The sequence below is a fragment of the Burkholderia sp. TSV86 genome (assembly GCF_001522865.1).
In the GTDB taxonomy this organism is placed as follows: Bacteria; Pseudomonadota; Gammaproteobacteria; order Burkholderiales; family Burkholderiaceae; genus Burkholderia.
On the sequence record NZ_LOWB01000116.1, the window covers coordinates 56148 to 72862 of the forward strand.

Genomic DNA, 16715 nt, shown 5'->3' on the forward strand with positions numbered 1-16715 from the left:
GAGGACCGCCAATTGCAAGCGAACGACGTCATGTTGCGCGTGGAAGCCGCTGTGCTCGGGGCCGGCATCATCGGTTCGGCGATTGCCGCCGCATTGGTCGAGCAAGGCATTCACACCGCGCTGATCGATGAAGGCAGTGCCGGTAGCCACGGCGCGAGCCGATACTCCGGCGGTATTTCGCGCATCTACGACCGCGATCCGGCTATCTCTTCGCTCGCGGCCCATGAATTCCGGTGCGCCGATTCGGTCGTCGCGCGCACGATTGCCGCGACCCGCCGCAAGACCGGCATGCTGTATCTCGGCCTGAACGAGTCCGATCCGTCGCTGCGCCGCTGTATTGCGGCGCATGCGAGCGCGGAATATCCGATGCGGCTGCTGACGCGAAGTGAGGTGTCCGCGATCTCGTCGTTTCCGCAGCCGCGTTCGGACGAGGCCGTACTGTATGAGCCGAATGCGGGAATCGGCAATGTTCGGGCAGCTGCGGGAGGGCTTGCGAACTACGTCAAGGATCACGGCGTGTTGCTTGAAAACCTCGGCGTCAGCAGCGTTCACTCGAGCAGCGACAGCGTGTGCGTGGAAACTGACGGCGCGACGCTGTTTGCCCGTGTCGCGGTGATTGCGTGCGGTGCGTCGTCGGCTTCGTTGCTAGGCGATCTGCCGTTGACCGCGCGCTCGATTCCGCTGATGCGGGTGGCTGCGTCCAAGCCGCTCGAACTGCCCGTGATCGATGCGATCGCGGACAGCTACGCAGTGCCGTTGAGCGGCGGTCTGATTCATGCCGGCTCGCGCGTCAGGGAGGGCGCGCGCCTGCCTGAGCAGCTCCAATGGCGGTTCGGCGATGCGATCAAGAAAGACGCGCTGCATCGATTGAGCGTCATGACCGGCGTGCGGGAGCGTGGCCCCGTGATCGACATCCTGCGTGGGCACGATTGCTACTCGCCTGATGGACGACCGATCGTCGGGTTCGTCGATGCCGCCGCGACGCGCTATGCGGCCACTGCGATGAACGGGATCGGCTACAAGCTTGCATCGTCGCTGTCGCAGCTGATCGCGCAGCAGATCGCGCAGCGGCTTCGCCACGGGATCTCGGCGCCCCCAGATTTGCTTGCACCGTTCGCGCCGGACCGTTTCTCGGCAATCCGCGTGATCGGCCAGGCGGAGGGCGTCTAGATGAAGCGTGTTTCGCCGACGATCGGCGTGGCCGTTCGCTACGACTTGCAGGCTGCGCCGCATGCACGCACGTTCTTTCGCACGCTGGCGCTGGCGAGAAACGAGTATCCGCGGATCGCCGCGTTGCGCTTTGTGTTTGCCGACGACCTCGGCACGCGCGAAGGGGCGTTGCGCGCGGCCGAGCATTTCGAGCGGGCCGGCGCGCGCATCGTCATCGGCCATATGTCGTCGGATGCGGCGCAGGCCGCCGTGTCGCGCTACGCGCAATCCGGAACGTTACTGCTGCTGCCGACCGCAACGGCCAGTGCGCTGACCACTAACGGTTCGCCCGTGCTGCGCCTGTGCGCGCCTGATTGCGTACTGGCGGGCCGGCTCGTCGCGCATCTTGCGTCGCACGGGTGGCGCCGGTTGCGCATTGCTTGCGAGCCGACCCGCCACGGGCAGCAACTCGCGGCCGACATCACGGATGCGGCGTCGTTGCATGGCATTGCCGTATTGAACGATGGCGACGACGCTTCGCCTGGGACGTGCTCGGTTTTCGTCGGCGGTGTGCAGGCGAGCGCCGACTATGTGCTTAAGCGGCGCGACGCGGGCTGCACGGAGCCGATCTTCCTGACCGACGACGCTGCTTCGGCGAGCTTGGCCGAGCGGATCGGAGATGCCGGGCACGTGAGCATCGTCGGTTTCGCACCTGCTTATGCGTTGGCGCGCGGCGAGGTGCTCGCGCGCAGCTACGTCCGCTGGTATGCGGAAAATCCCGGCGTCAACGCGCTGGAGACGTTTGCTGCGCTCCATATCGCCGCGCAGTTGGCGGCCGAATCGAGCATCGATCCGCAACGCATCGGCGACATGAGCTTCGATACCCCAACCGCGCGCGTCCGGTTTTCGGCGCGGCAAAACCGCGATACCGCGCATGCGATCTGGTCTCTGAAATCCGGGCGTTTGATGCTCGAACAGGTGATCGAAGCAGGCGCGTCCAATGAGTCAATATGAGGAACCTGTAATGAAGAGAGATCTACCGAGTGCATTTGATTCAGATCTGATCTGCGTGGGTTTCGGCCCTGCCGCGATCGCGCTTGCATGCGCGATCGCCGACTGGAGCGAAGCGAACGGCAGGCCGCCTTACGAGGCTGTCACGTTTCTCGAACGCGCGTCGAACACGCAGTGGCAGCCTGAACTGTTGCTGCCCGGCACCGACATCAACCATCATCCGCTGCGCGATCTCGTCACGCCGCGCGATCCGCGCAGCCGTTATTCGTTTGCGATGTATCTGAAGGAAAACGGTCGCTTGTACCGGTTCAGCCAGCTCGGGCGGCCGGCGAGCCGGTTCGAGTGGTCTGACTACGTAAGCTGGGTGGCGGGGCAACTGAGCCAATACGTGGCTTACGACGAACCGGTTCGCCAGATTCTGCCGCAGACCACCGACGGCCGCCTCACCGGCTTGCAGGTCGTGACGTCCAAGGGCGTGCGGCGCACCCGGCGGCTGGTGCTTGCGAACGGCAGCCATCCGCGCGTGCCGGAAGTCTTTTGCGCGCATCTCGGCGAGCGGGTGTTTCATACCGCCCAGTATTTGAGCGCCGTGGCCGCGCCAGCGCTTGCCGACTGCAAGCGCTGGCTGGTCGTCGGTTCGGGGCAAAGCGCGAGCGAGGCCATCGCCGATCTGCTGCGCCGTCATCCGGACGCCCTGATCGAATCGCTGCATCGGTCGAGCGGCTTCAAGATCACGCAGCTTGGCCATTTCCCGAATCTGGCGTTTTCTCCGGAGCGCGTCGACTACTTCCACGATCTCGAGCCCGAGGCGCGGCGGCGTCTGCTCGCCGAAGTGAAGGCGACCAACTACTCGGGCATCGATCCCGACGAAAGCCTGGCGCTGTATTCGCTGGTCTACGAAGACCAACTGGCGGGGCGCGAGCGCCTGAATGTGCATGTGTTTCAGGAGGCAATCGAGATCGAGCGGAATGGCGCCGCTTATCGCGTGGCGGTGCGTGATGTGTTCAACGGCAGTGTGACATGGCTGAACGTGGACGCGATCGTCATCGCGACCGGCTATGAGCAGCCGCTGATTCCACCCCTGCTCGCCGAGTTGCAGCCATGGCTTGCGATCGATGGCGACGGCGGCATCACGATCGGCCGCGACTATCGGATCGAGACGGAAAACGCCGATGTCGAAATATTTGCGAACGGTTTGTCGGAGCGTGCGCACGGTATCGGCGACGGGCAATCTTTCTCGCTGATGGCGATGCGTGCCGAACGGATTCTTGCGTCGCTGCTGGCGCCGAACGAACAGCCGCAGGAGGTGCGATCATGTTGATTGCAAGCATGGACGTGATTGCGCGCCGCTCGCGCGCATCGGTGGCCGAATTCGTCGACGACGGCGCGTTCCTGACGCTGGCGGGCCTCGTTCCCGCCAGCGTGCATCTGAAGCTCGAAGGGCTGAACTTGGCTGGCTCCATCAAGCTCAAGACAGCGCTGGGTTTGCTCGAAAGTCTGGATGAGCAGGGATTGATCAATCAGGATACCGTATTGATCGAATCGTCGTCCGGAAATCTAGGCGTTGCACTGAGCATGGTGTGTGCATCGCGCGGCTTACGTTTTACGTGCGTGGTCGATCCGAACACGTCTGCGCATAACAAGAAGATCATGGCGGCATACGGGGCGACCATCGTAATGGTCGAGCAAAAGGATGCGAATGGCGGCTACCTCGGCACGCGAATCGCCTATGTCCAGGACTGCCTCGCCCGGGACGCACGATACGTATGGCTGAATCAATATTCGAATCCCGCGAATGCGGCGATTCATCGGCGGTTGACCGCTGCGTCTATCGCGAACGCGTTTCCGGAAATCGACTATCTATTCGTCGGCGCTGGCACGACCGGCACGCTGATGGGCTGCGTCGACTATTTTCGCGCGTACCGGCCCGCCACCCGGATCGTCGCGGTCGATAGCATCGGCTCGGTGACGTTTGGCCAGCCGGCGAGCAAGCGCTATTTGCCGGGGCTGGGTTCGAGCCGGATGCCGCCGATTTTCAAGGCAGACGGAATCTTTGCGATGGAACAGATTCCCGAGGCGCACACGATTGCGATGTGTCGCCATCTCGCGCGCACGCGCGGGCTGTTGGTCGGCGCGTCGACCGGCACGGTGCTGGCCGGGCTCTTCGGCTGGCGTGAGCGCATCGCACGTGGAGCGACCGTGGTTGCAATTTCGCCGGATTTCGGCGAGCGATATCTCGACACGGTCTATGACGACGACTGGGTCCGCGAGCGATTCGGCGCGGTTCCGCTTGACGGCGATATTTCGCAGATTCCGTCTTTTCATTCATCTGTTGGCTCATTCGTAGAGGAGTTGCGTCAATGACACATGATTCACTGCCATTTCATGTCGTAACAGGCGTGAGCGTGCGCCGTATCCTGGACCGGACGTTGCGACGCGCGCTCACGTCGGTCGAGCAAGCGTACCTCGCGCATCACGACGGACAGACGATCAATCCGGACAGCTATTTTCTGCGCTTCCCGCAGCGTCCGTCGGATCGGATCATTGCATTGCCGGCCGCGATCGAAGGTTCGATCAACGTCACCGGCATCAAGTGGATCGCAAGCTATCCGTCGAATCTCGGTAAGGGCCTCGCCCGTGCATCCGCCACGTTGGTATTGAACGATCCGGCCACCGGTTATCCGTTTGCGTTTCTCGAGGCGTCGCAGATCAGCGCGGTGCGCACGGCCGCCTCGGCCGTGCTTGCAGCGAACTGGTGTACCGGGCATGCGCGCCGTGCGGGATCGGTTGCTTTCATCGGCGCAGGCGTCATTGCGAAGAACATCTTCGACATGTTCGTCGCGGACGAATGGACGTTCGACGAAGTAGTCGTCCATGATCGTGATCTTCAGTCTTCCGAATCGTTGAGCTCACATGCGGCGAAGCGTATTGCCGCCAAAGTTCGCGTCGACACGCTGTCGGCGGCGCTGGATGCCGATTTGGTCGTGTTCGCGACGAACGCTGGCACGCCATACGTCGATACGCCGGCCCGCTTGCGCGCCGGTCAGACGATCCTCAACATCTCGCTGCGCGATCTTGCGCCTTCGTTGCTAATGGAGGCCAACAACGTCGTCGACGACGTCGATCATTGCCTGAAAGCCGACACGTCGCCGCATCTCGCGGAAAAAATGTCGGGCAGCCGCGCGTTCATCAACGGAACGATCGCGCAATTGATTCGCGGCGAGATTGCGCTGGACCCGGCGCGGGCCACGGTGTTTTCACCGTTTGGTCTGGGTGTTCTCGATCTCGCGATCGGCAAGCAGGTCTATGACATCGCGGTGGCTGACAATTTGGCACTGTCCGTGCCCGGTTTCTTTCCGGAGGTCGCGAGATGGTAGGCAGTGCGGATTCGGAAACGGTGATTGGCATCGTCGGTCTGGGCCCGCGCGGGCTCGTCGTGCTCGAGCGCTTGGTCTGGGCGGCTCGACAGCGGCCGCATCGTTCGGTCAAGGCTGTCATTTTCGAGCCCGGCGTGCCTGGCGTGGGCGTGCACTCGCCGGATCAGCCCGATTACTTGATGCTCAACACGATCGCTGGGCAGTTGAGTATCTTCGCGGATTTCGGCGCAGCCGGCGGCCGGCTCGATCGCCTGGGGCCGACCTTCCATGAGTGGTGCGTTACACGCGATGTCCGGATGCGCGAGGACCGGGATGCGCACTGCACCGAGCGCAGGGCATCGGAACTCGACTACTTGCCGCGGCGGCGGCTCGGCCAATATCTTGCATGGTCGTTCGAGCATTTGCGCACGCTTGCGCCGCCGAATCTGCGGATCGTGCTGCATCGGCAGAAGGTGATCGATATCGTTGCGCTGGATGACGCAGGCGGATTGACGCTGCATGGCGCCGACGGCGAACGCTGCGACGTCACGCATGCGTTCGTCACCATCGGTCACACGGGGCGAAAGCGCAAGAGCGGCGATGCATTCATCGATGTGATTCCCGGACCTGTCGGTTGCGCTGCGACCCAGACGCTGCTGGCCGATGTCTCGGCCGGCGAGCGTATCGCGATAGCGGGCCTTGGGCTGACCAGCGCGGATTTGATTTCGGCGTTGACGGTTGGCCGTGGCGGCCGTTTTGTCCGATGTGCGGACAATGGGCTTCGCTATGTCCGCTCGGGGCGTGAGCCGCGGATGCTGGTTTATTCGCGCTCGGGGCTGCCTTTCTTCAGCCGGCCGGACACGACGCTCACGCGCGAGCGGCACAAGCCCGTTTTCCTGACTGCCGAGCGAGTGGCGATGTTGAGGCGGCGGGCAGGCTCGCTCGATTTCGTGCGAGACGTGCTGCCGATCATGAAAAATGAAATGCGAGCCGCGTTCTATTTGACGGCTGCGACACTGGCAGAGCCCGCCAGCATGGTCGCGCTGCGCGGGCAAATGGCCGGCGCGCAGGAGCAGACGTCGATCGAGCGCATCTTCGGCGCATGCGCATCGCGTTTCGGGCCGTTCGATCCAGACACGCTGCTGCGTCTGAGCGTGCCCGCGTGCGGCACGGGGCAGCGCTATCCGGAATGGTTGCTGAGTTTTTTGAAAGACGACATCGCGGAAAGCCGCAAGGGGCTCGCTGCGAGCCCCCGCAAAGCAGCGCTCGAAGTCTGGCGCGATTTGCGCGATGCATTGCGCGATCTCGCGAATTACGGCGGATTCTCGACACAATCGCACGCGTTTTTCTATGGGCCGTACAGTGCGTTGATCAACCGGATGGTCGCCGGTCCGCAGAAAGAGCGGCACGAAGACCTGGTCGCGTTGATCGACGCCGGAATCGTCGAGATTTTCCCCGGCGTGAATCCGGATGTGCGGCGCGACAAACAAACCGGCTCGTACACGATCGCAAGCCGCGACGCTGCTGTTGGCGATATACGGCCGCGTGTCGTGTCGCGGGTGCTTACTGCGCGGGTGGACAGCTCCGGCGTGCACGAGTCCGGCTCTGCACTGCTGGCCACGCTGCACGCAAAGGGGGTCGTCACGCCAGTACAGCCGGCGATGGGGCTGGACGGCGTCCAGACGGACAGCGACGGGCATCCGATCGGCATTACCGGCGCGGTCGCGCCCAACCTGTGGATTTTCGGTCCGTGCGTCGAGGGCGCTTCTTACTACAACCATTACGTGCCGTCGCCGGGTGCGCCGTCGCGCGCCGTCAGCGATGCCCATCGGGCCGTGCTTTGTTGTATCGATGGCGTCGCCGCGATGCAAACCGCCTGAACTGTCGAGGATACCGATGCTAGTTTGTTTGGATATCGAAGGAACGCTTTTGCCGGAGCTATGGGGCGAAATTGCTGAAGCCACAGGAATCGCTGCGCTGCGCATCACGACGCGGGACGAGCCCGACTATCACGCGTTGATGGCAGCGCGCATCCGCAGCCTGAACGAGCACGGCTTGTCGATCGGGCGTCTGGTGTCGATCGTGCGCGAGGTCGAGCTTCTGCCAGGCGCGCGCGAATTTCTGGACGAGGTTCGCGCACACTGGCCCACGCTGCTCGTATCCGATTCGTATCGGGACTTTCTCGGGCCGCTCGCCGCGAAGCTCGGTTGTGCACCGGCGATCTGCCATCGCTTGACGTTTGACGCGGCCGGCAGGGTCACGGGCTGGGCTGCGCGTCTGGACGATCAGAAACCGAAAGTGGTGCGGGCGATGCAGGATCTCGGTTACTCCGTATTTGCGGCCGGCGATTCGTTCAACGACATCGGAATGTTGAAGGCGGCCGACGCTGCGCGCTTCATCAACGTGCCCGAATCGATTGCGGCGGCACATCCGGAGATTGGCGTATGCCGCGACTATCACGAGCTTTTCGATGCGATGAGCATGCTGGCCCGCCGTTGCGGATTGCGCGAGTTTGGATGACCCGGCCGCTGTGCGGACGGGCGGCAGGTGGACGGCCAGCGAAAAAGGCAAATAAACAGCCATCACTCGATGACTATCAACGGAGACGATCATGTTATTGGCGAGGTTGAGAGAAGACATTGACGCAATCCGGCGGCGGGATCCGGCTGCGCGCGGCCGTTTCGAAGTATTGACGTGCTACCCAGGATTGCATGCGGTGATACTGCATCGGATGGCCCATCGGTTGTGGTGCATGCGCATCCACTGGCCGGCGCGTTTTATTGGCTATCTGGGCAGACTGCTGACCGGGATCGAGATCCATCCGGGGGCGGTGATCGGGCGCAGAGTGCTGATCGATCACGGGATGGGCGTCGTGATCGGCGAGACTGCCGTAGTTGGCGACGATTGCACGATCTACCAGGGCGCGACGCTCGGGGGAACGTCGCTGCGGCGCGGCACCAAACGCCATCCGACGTTGGGCGATGGCGTCGTGGTCGGCGCGGGCGCCAAGATTCTCGGGCCGTTTACGGTCGGCGCTGGCGCGAAGGTTGGGCCGAACGCGGTGGTGATGGAAGCCGTCGCGCCTGGCGAGCGGGTGATCGCAAGCGTGGCGCGCGCCGTCGCGCGGACGCCGTTCAATGGCGGCGTGCCGGAGGTGCGCGATGCCGCTGCCGCGGGCGAGGCCCTGGCGCGCGCGCGGGCGGCAGTCGACGGGCCGCATCATGCAGAGTTCGAATGAGGGCGCGGCAACGATGATTTCGACGCGTACTGACGGGATCGATCGGGCGCTGATCGACTATTACGCAGCGGCCAGCCGCGCGTTTGTTCCGGTGCCCAGGACGGCGGGCGCGGCCGCCGTTCGCGCGCGATTCGAGCGAGTGGCGGCCGCGTTCAGCGTGCCGCTTTCTGCTGGCGTCAGGCGCGAGCGAATCCGCATCCCGCTCGAAAGCAGAACGTTGTCGGCCAATCTCTATCGTCCTGCGGCAGGTGGACGCAACTTGCCGCTGCTCGTTTATTTTCACGGCGGCGGATGGGTGGTCGGTGATGCGTCGACGCACGAGGTTATCGCGTCGAACCTGGCGCTGGATGCGCGGTGCGGTGTCGCGAGCGTCGAATACCGGCTCGCGCCTGAGCATCCGTTTCCCGCGCCCGTCGACGATGCGCTGGACGCGCTCGGCTGGCTCGCGCGACGCGCATCGCGGCTGGGTTTTGCCGCACGGTGCATTGGCGTTGGCGGGGACAGCGCGGGCGCGCATCTGGCAATGGGGGCGGCGCGCATGGCGGCCGAGCGCGATCGGCTGGCGGTTCGCGCGCAACTGCTGCTCTATCCGGTTGCCCGTGCGCTCGCTTTTGGAGGGAGTGCCCGGATGCACGCGTATTCTCCGGGGTTGAGCGCCGACGAAATGCGTTGGTACTGGGCACAGTTTCTATCGGCGCAGGCGCCTGCGTGCGACGACGTGCGCGCGTTTCCGCTCGCGCGTGCACCGCTGGACAGGCCATGCCGCACGATCATAGTCGCCGCGCGCGTCGATCCGCTGTATGACGACGCGTGGGCGATTGCCCGGTTTATCGGCAACGCGCGCGGTCGGGTCGAACTGATCGACGCGGCCGACATGACGCATGGATTCGCCCGGCTGCAAGCGCATTCGAAATCGGCACGCGAATGGATGCGGCATTCGGGCCGACGTCTGGGCGAGGCGCTTCGCGAATAGCAGCGCGGGCGGCGGGCGTGATTTTGCGCCGGCTCGTCGCGCTCGCCGCGAATAGCTGCTGCGTTTTCGGCATCGCGCTTCGTATGTGCTTAGGCGTGACATGGCGCACGGGTTTACGCGCGATCACTTCGGTCCGGCGGCGGATGCATGTGCGCAGGCGCTCAGCGCGCTCGGTGGTCGGCGTGCTTCGGCGGTGCGCTGCGCATTTCGTCGTACATCCAGCGCAACGTCTCTTCGAGCGGCGTGATGCGCACGTCACCGATCGCCTCGTTAAGCTTGCGCCGCGAACCGACGAACTTCTTCACTTCGTTCTCGCGCATGGAACGCGGATCGACATCGACGTCGATTACATACCCGGCGATGCGCGCGAGCATCGCGAGCACTTCCTTCGGCGCATAACCGCACGCCGAGCAGACGTTGAACGTTTCGCCGGCCGGGGAGGCATCGATGAGTCTCGTATATGCGTCGACGACGTCGCGCACGTCGGAGATATCGCGGCTCGCGTGAAGATTGCCGAGCGAGATTCGACGCGCGCCGCTCGCGTAATGCGCGACGAGGTTGGGCAGCCACCACGTGTCACGTCGGTCGCGCTGACCGACGCCCGTATAGTCGAAAGGCCGCACGATCGCGATCGGCAATCGATCGAGCCACAGCTGCGCCAGATATTCCATCGATCGCTTGCTGACTGAGTAATCGTTTGCCGGTTGCGGCGGCACGGTTTCATCGAGCGCTTCACCACACAGGTTGCCGTAGACGCTTGCGCTGCTGGCAAGCAGCACCGCGTCGGGGCGTGTGCCGAGACCGGCGAGCGTTGCGAGTAGATTGCGCGTGCCGATGACGTTGACGATGTACGTATCGTATGGATTTGCGTGCGCGACGTGCGCGCGCGCCGCGAGATGAACGACCGCGTGCGGCTGCGCGTCGGCCGCGGCCACGTGCAACGAATCGAGGTCAAGCAGATCGGCTTGAATGCAGCGATATCGCTGCAGCAGCGGATCGCCGCTGACGTCCGCGCCGGGCGCGATGATTCCCCAGACTTCGTAGCCTGCCGCGTCGAGCCGTTGGGCAAGATGCCGCCCGGTGAAACCGGTAATGCCGGTAATGAGCGCGCGCCGCGCGCGGCGTTCAAAAGTTTTCATTGGCGCGGTGTGCTCCCGTTTTGTAAGGCTGCTTGCACGTTGCCGAACTTCTCCGAAACCAGTGTCCGATAGCGGTGCGTCTTCAGGCTCACGGCACGCGCTGCTTCGGGCAGGTTCAACGTACCGGCACTGATACGTTGCATACGTTGCGCGGCCGTTCCGGATTGATCGAATGAAAGATGAATGGAATGCATGCCGTAGATCATGTGGACGCGCGCACGGTACTTGCGGCCGTCTGCCGCGCTGCGCTGAGCACCAAGCGCCGCTCGAAGCCGTACCAGCTTGCGGTGGCATACATGAGCGTGGCCCCCAGTGCAAGCAATGCTGTCAGATAGCGATTCCAGTGCAGTGGCCAGAGTGCGTACAACATGCTCACGTGAACGAGATAAATCGAGTAGCTGACGCTGCCGATGTAGACGAGCACGGGATGTGTCATAACGCGCTGAACCATGCCGCGACCACGCAGCGCGATCACGACGATCGACGTGCAAAGCACGACCGAGATGCTATAGAGCGCCGCATTCGATAGCGGCGTGTGTGCCGCGCGCAAGCGTGGAAACGACAGATGCAGCCACACGAGCGCTGCCAGTGCCGCCAGCGCGAGCGCGGCGGCCGCGCCGTAATATGGCTCGAGTGCGCTCCGGTCGCGCGTGATGGCGATCGCGAGCAGTGCGCCGGCGGCAAGCAAGTCCATTCGGAACGGCGTCAAATAATAGATAGGCCAAGACGAACTGAACCATGGCGTTGCAACGGCGCGCATTGCCGGCGCGGCGACGATCAGCGCACCGGCGATCCATGCCAGCACGCGCATCGGGCAAAGCAGCACGACGAATGGCCAGAATAGGTAGAACTGCTCTTCGACCGCGAGCGACCACAGCACGTTCAGGCTGTCGTGCCCGATGCCGCCGAGCGAGAGCCCCAGGTTCGTCGAGAAAAACGCATACCACGGCCAATGGCGTATCCATTCGACACCGAACAGCAGTGACGAAACGGCCAGCAGCAATAGATACGGAGGCAAGATGCGGCGCGCGCGGCGCGCGTAGAAATAGCCGAAATACGACTGGCCGCGTGCCTTGCGTTCGAGCAGGATGCCGGTAATCAGAAAGCCGCTCAGCACGAAGAAAAGATCGACGCCGATCCACAGCGGCACTTTCAGCGCATGATGAAAAAACACCGACAGTACCGCGAATGCACGCAGGCCGTCGAGCTGGACGATGCGACCGGCCTGAACGGGCGAAGCAGCAGGCATGTTGGGCATGTTGGGCATGTTGGGCATGTTGGGCATGTTGGAATTGAGCGTGACGGTTATCGATATGTCGATAAATAAAAAATCGATCTTTAGTCAATTTTAGACAAAATAAATTGGTAAAAAACAAATCGTAATTCGATGGATTCGGATTGCCTTCGAGGCACGGCACCGTTATGGAATGGCTACGGTGCGCTGGGCGGCCCTGCACTTTCTACTTGAATGGACCGCTGGCGGCCGGTCGTTATTACGCGCAGAAAAAAAGTCGGGTGCGAAATTGTACAACGGTATTCTGTGGTGATTTATTCGTAAATATTTCCAATTTTTTATGAATTTTTTTGCTTGTAACCTGCGATTCATCGTTTGAAATCCATTTGAAACCAATTTTGCGATACGCTCGGCGCCGCAAATGCGCGCTTCGTGCGCGAGGTCCGAAAGGAGATGGCGTTTTGCGACGTTCGACGCTGATGGAAGCGGTAATACTTCCGGTTACGCGGCGCAATCCGGCATGAGCGACGCGCGGCCGGTCATGATCGGGCACGCGGCGACGCGACGCAATCATGGATAAACGCATTCTGAAGAACGTGGCAATCAATTTCTTCGGCATGGTTTTGCCGACATTCGTTTCGCTCGTCACCGTGCCTGCCTATATTCACACGCTAGGCATCGAGCGTTACGGCGTTGTGAGCCTCGTGTGGACGCTGATCGGTTATTTCGGAATCCTGGATCTCGGCATGAGCATGGCCGCGCAGAGTTACATCTCGAAGGCATTCGCGAGCGGCGACAGCGCGTTGAGCGCGCGCGTGTACTGGAGTGCGTTCTGGCTCAATCTCGGAACCGGGATGGCGGGGGGCTTGCTGCTCTATTCCGGCGCGTTTGTCTATACCGCATACTTCGCGAAGGTATCGGCCGAGTTGCGGCACGAGGTGTATCTCGCGCTGCCGTGGCTCGCGTTTGCGGTTCCGCTCGCGAACGTATCGTGGGTGTTCGCTGGGGCGATCAACGGTGCGGAGCGTTTCGGTGTCTATAACACGAACCAGACAATCGGCACGTTCCTGTTCCAGTTGCTGCCCTTGATCGCGGTATGGCTTGTCGCGCCGACGTTGCAGGCCGTGCTCGCCGCCGCGGTCGTCGCGCGCTTGATCGCGGCCGTGATGCTGGGTTCGGCGAGCATCAAGGTACTGAGTATCCGTTCGATCGAACCGCCCCGGTTCGGCATTGCAAAAGGGCTCTTCAATTTCGGCGGTTGGATGCTGATTGCGAGCGCAACAAGCATGATTGCCGATACCCTCGACCGCGTGATGCTGGGTGCGGGACTCGGTGCGAAGTACGTGACGTACTACACGGTGCCGCAAAATCTCGTCACGCGGTTGAGCATGCTGCCTAATGCGCTCGTGCGCACGCTGTTTCCGCGGTTGTCGGCGCTCGGCCGCGACGATGCCGACACGCTCGTCGAGCAGTCGCTGGAATTTTTGAATGCCGTGTTCACGCCAATCGCGATCGTCGCGATTTTCGCGCTCGATCCGTTCCTTTCTCTATGGGTTGGCCGCGATCTTGCAAATCCGTCGTCGCCCGTCGGCCGCATGCTCGTCATCAGTGTTTGGTCTGCCGGGCAGGCGAGCGTCGCGCGCATCCTGATCCAATCGCAACTCAATCCCGCACGCGCCGCTGCGGCGGGCCTCGTGCAGATGCCGTTCTTCATCGGTGCGCTATGGATCGGCATCCATCATTTCGGACTGGTTGGTGCGGCGGTTGCCGTCGCGGTGCGTGCACTCGTCGATTACGGGATGCTGCTGTCTCTGTGCGCGATCCGGATTCGTGCCATCGCGTTCGACATGAGCGCGCATCTTGCATGCCTGCTCGCGAGCCTGTATGCCGCGCATGCGCTGCCGGGATTGCCCGCTGCGATCGTCGCGTGTGCGGCGGCGCTCGCGCTGAACGCCGGCTGGTCGATCACGATGACGCCCAGCATCCGCGTGCTCGCACGCGCCGTACTCATGCGCTTGAATGTGACGAAAAGCATATGAAACGCGATCTTACCGAACATGCGGTGCGCCGCGCGGCGCGCGATGTGTGCGGCGCGCGGCTCACGCTGCCAGCGCTGCCGCGTGCGAATGCCGTCGCGCGAACGTTGCGCGTTGCGATCGTGCACGACTGGCTCGTCACCTATGCGGGCGCCGAGCGTGTGCTCGAACAGATCGTCGCGTGCTTTCCGGACGCCGATCTGTTCAGCGTCGTCGATTTTCTCGGCGATCGCACCTTCCTGCGCGGCAAGCCGGTGAAAACGTCGTTCATCCAGCAACTGCCGTTCGCCCGTACCCGGTACCGCAGCTATCTGCCGCTGATGCCGATCGCGATCGAGCAGCTCGACGTATCGTCTTACGATCTCGTGATTTCCAGCAGCCATGCGGTTGCCAAGGGGATTTTGACCGGCCCTGACCAAGTGCATGTCAGCTACGTGCACTCGCCGATTCGTTACGCGTGGGATCTGCAACATCAGTACCTCGAACAAGCTCAGTTGACCCGCGGCGTCAAATCCGCACTCGCGCGGCTGATTCTGCATTACATGCGAAACTGGGACGTGCGCACGGCGAATTCGGTTGATCGGTTCATCGCGAATTCGGCGTTTGTCGCGCGGCGGATTCGCAAGGTGTATCAGCGTGACGCGGCGGTGGTGTTTCCGCCGGTCGACGTCGACGGATTCTCGCTCTGCGCGCAAAAAGAGGATTTTTATGTCACGGCGTCGCGCATGGTGCCGTATAAGAAGATCGATCTGATCGTCGACGCATTCACGCAGATGCCCGAGCGGCGGCTCATCGTGATCGGTGACGGGCCGGACATCGCCAAGATTCGTGCGAAGGCGGCGTCAAATGTCGAGATCATGGGTTATCAGCCGTTCGAGGTACTGCACGACAGGATGCGCCGGGCGAAAGCGTTCGTATTCGCGGCCGAAGAGGATTTCGGGATTTCGGTTGTCGAGGCGCAGGCGTGCGGTACGCCCGTGATTGCGTATGGCAAGGGCGGCGCGCTCGAGACAGTGCGGGGTGTATCGCACGAGCGTCCGACCGGTGTGTTTTTCGACGAGCAGAGCGTGCGCGCGATCATGGATGCCGTGGGTGATTTCGAGCGCGCGCCGCAACGTTTCGATCCGCAGGATTGCCGGGTGAACGCGGAGCGTTTTTCCGCTGCGCACTTCCGCCGCGGGTTCGTCGCGCAGATCGATGCGCTATTGCCCGATGCGCAGGCGAGAGCGAGGCTCACGCGGCGCACCAAGCCGCCTGCCGTGTCGTTGAAATCAAGTGGGTTGAAGGCGCTCGTACTTGATCAGGCTGGCGTGCTGGGGGGCGCCGAGCTGTCGCTGCTCGAAGCGATGATGCAACTGCGCGATGCCGCCGACGTTGTGCTGTTCGGCGACGGTCCGTTTCGCGAGGCGCTGATCGAAGCGAGCGTGCGCGTCGAGGTGGTCGGTGAGCGCTTGCTCGCCGGTGTGCGCAAGCAGGGCGGCATGTCGCTGCGCACCGCAGGCAGTTTGCTGGCGCTCGTGCGCGATATCGCGCGCCGAGCGCGCGGTTTCGACGTGATCTACGCGAACACGCAGCGTGCGATGGTGGTTGGCGCGATTGCCGGGCGGCTCGCACGAAAGCCGGTCGTCTGGCATTTGCGCGACATCGTCAGCGAAGTGCATTTCGGGCCGAAGCAGCGCGCGGCGATTCGGTATTGCGCGCGGTTCGGCGTGACGCGTGTGATCGCGAACTCGGAGGCGTCCGCGCAGGCGTTTGTCGCACTGAGCGGTTTCGATCGCGACGCAGTGCAGGTCGTCTTCAACGGCATTTCGGCCGAGCCGTTCGTCAAATTGGAGCCGGTGCGCCAGGCTGCGCTGCGCGTGCGCTTCGGGCTGCCGTGCGATGCGTGGATCGTCGGGTCGTTCAGCCGGCTTGCGCACTGGAAAGGACAGCACGTTTTGCTCGAGGCCGCCCGGCTCTATCGGGACATGCACGTCGCGCTCGTCGGCGCGCCGCTGTTCGGCGAGGACGATTACGCGGCCGGGCTTAATGCGTATGTCGTCGAACACGGGCTCACGGAGCGCGTGCATTTCCTCGGCTTTCAGCGTGACATCCCGGCTTGCATGAAAGCGGTCGATGTTGTTGCGCATACGTCGATCATGCCAGAGCCGTTCGGACGGGTGATCGTCGAGGGGATGCTCGCGAAGCGGCCGGTTGTCGCCGCCCGTGCGGGCGGTGTCCTCGAGATCGTTGACGACGACGTAAACGGTTTGCTATGCGAGCCCGGCGACGCACACGCGCTTGCCGGCGCGCTCGCCGCGCTGCGAACCGACGCCGTGCTGTGCAAGCGGCTCGCCCAGAACGGCTATGAAACCGCGTTAAACCGCTTTGGCGCGCGGCGATATGTCGAACAGGTCGAGCAGGTGCTGGTCGAGACGGCGCAACGGCGCCGGCCGTTCGCGCGACAGCGTGTGAGCGGCAGCGGGCGTGAAGGGCGCGACGGATACGATGACCGGCCGCGCGTTCCGCGCTGACAGCGTGGGCCGCGGCCCGGCCGCCGAGCTTTTGGTGACGACGTAACCGTCGCTTTTCCGATGCCG

General features: G+C 63.0%; 12 protein-coding genes and 2 pseudogenes. 11 read left to right on the top strand and 3 right to left on the bottom strand.

Going from position 1 to position 16715, the window contains the following annotated elements:
• Window positions 1–12 precede the first annotated feature (12 nt).
• From WS68_RS21830 to WS68_RS21870, 9 genes and pseudogenes are all read left to right on the top strand, one after another.
• Window positions 13–1170: an NAD(P)/FAD-dependent oxidoreductase gene (locus WS68_RS21830; RefSeq protein WP_059572733.1), complete on the top strand. Its 1158-nt coding sequence runs from the start codon at window positions 13–15 to the stop codon at window positions 1168–1170.
• A complete protein-coding gene (locus WS68_RS21835; RefSeq protein ID WP_059572734.1) occupies window positions 1171–2163 on the top strand; it encodes an ABC transporter substrate-binding protein in 993 nt (330 codons plus the stop codon).
• Between the two features lie 10 nt (window positions 2164–2173).
• Entirely contained in the window at window positions 2174–3481 is a 1308-nt protein-coding gene (locus tag WS68_RS21840; protein ID WP_059572735.1) for a SidA/IucD/PvdA family monooxygenase, read from the top strand.
• Complete coding sequence (gene sbnA / locus WS68_RS27920) at window positions 3475–4524, top strand: 2,3-diaminopropionate biosynthesis protein SbnA (RefSeq protein WP_231753082.1); 1050 nt, start codon at window positions 3475–3477, stop codon at window positions 4522–4524. Before WS68_RS21840 ends, sbnA begins: the two co-directional genes overlap by 7 nt.
• Entirely contained in the window at window positions 4521–5537 is a 1017-nt protein-coding gene (gene sbnB / locus WS68_RS27925) for a 2,3-diaminopropionate biosynthesis protein SbnB (RefSeq protein WP_059572736.1), read from the top strand. The genes sbnA and sbnB overlap by 4 nt, the downstream gene beginning before the upstream one ends.
• Window positions 5531–7396, top strand: a complete 1866-nt coding sequence (locus WS68_RS21855) for an FAD/NAD(P)-binding protein (RefSeq protein ID WP_059572737.1) — start codon at window positions 5531–5533, stop codon at window positions 7394–7396. The genes sbnB and WS68_RS21855 overlap by 7 nt, the downstream gene beginning before the upstream one ends.
• Window positions 7397–7412: 16 nt before the next feature.
• The gene (gene thrH, locus WS68_RS28525) at window positions 7413–8036 is read left to right on the top strand and encodes a bifunctional phosphoserine phosphatase/homoserine phosphotransferase ThrH (RefSeq protein ID WP_231753083.1); all 624 of its coding nucleotides are present in this window, start codon (window positions 7413–7415) and stop codon (window positions 8034–8036) included.
• Window positions 8037–8127: 91 nt separating this feature from the next.
• Window positions 8128–8637: pseudogene (gene cysE / locus WS68_RS21865) on the top strand (serine O-acetyltransferase); the annotation flags it as partial.
• Between the two features lie 100 nt (window positions 8638–8737).
• On the top strand, window positions 8738–9727 hold the full coding sequence (locus tag WS68_RS21870; RefSeq protein WP_231753084.1) for an alpha/beta hydrolase: 990 nt from the start codon (window positions 8738–8740) through the stop codon (window positions 9725–9727).
• A 161-nt stretch (window positions 9728–9888) separates the two neighbouring features.
• Here WS68_RS21870 and WS68_RS21875 read toward each other — a convergent pair whose 3' ends face one another.
• The 3 genes from WS68_RS21875 to WS68_RS21885 are packed head-to-tail and all read right to left on the bottom strand — an operon-like array spanning window position 9889 to window position 12124.
• Complete coding sequence (locus tag WS68_RS21875; RefSeq protein WP_059572739.1) at window positions 9889–10866, bottom strand: NAD-dependent epimerase/dehydratase family protein; 978 nt, start codon at window positions 10864–10866, stop codon at window positions 9889–9891.
• The gene (locus WS68_RS21880; RefSeq protein ID WP_059572740.1) at window positions 10863–11072 is read right to left on the bottom strand and encodes a hypothetical protein; all 210 of its coding nucleotides are present in this window, start codon (window positions 11070–11072) and stop codon (window positions 10863–10865) included. Before WS68_RS21880 ends, WS68_RS21875 begins: the two co-directional genes overlap by 4 nt.
• On the bottom strand, window positions 11069–12124 hold the full coding sequence (locus tag WS68_RS21885; RefSeq protein WP_059573078.1) for an acyltransferase family protein: 1056 nt from the start codon (window positions 12122–12124) through the stop codon (window positions 11069–11071). Before WS68_RS21885 ends, WS68_RS21880 begins: the two co-directional genes overlap by 4 nt.
• A gap of 548 nt (window positions 12125–12672) precedes the next feature.
• Here WS68_RS21885 and WS68_RS21890 point away from each other — a divergent pair.
• The gene (locus tag WS68_RS21890; RefSeq protein WP_059572741.1) at window positions 12673–14139 is read left to right on the top strand and encodes an oligosaccharide flippase family protein; all 1467 of its coding nucleotides are present in this window, start codon (window positions 12673–12675) and stop codon (window positions 14137–14139) included.
• A pseudogene (locus tag WS68_RS21895) lies at window positions 14136–16565 on the top strand (glycosyltransferase family 4 protein); the annotation flags it as partial. The gene WS68_RS21890 and the pseudogene WS68_RS21895, both read left to right, overlap by 4 nt.
• Window positions 16566–16715 lie beyond the last annotated feature (150 nt).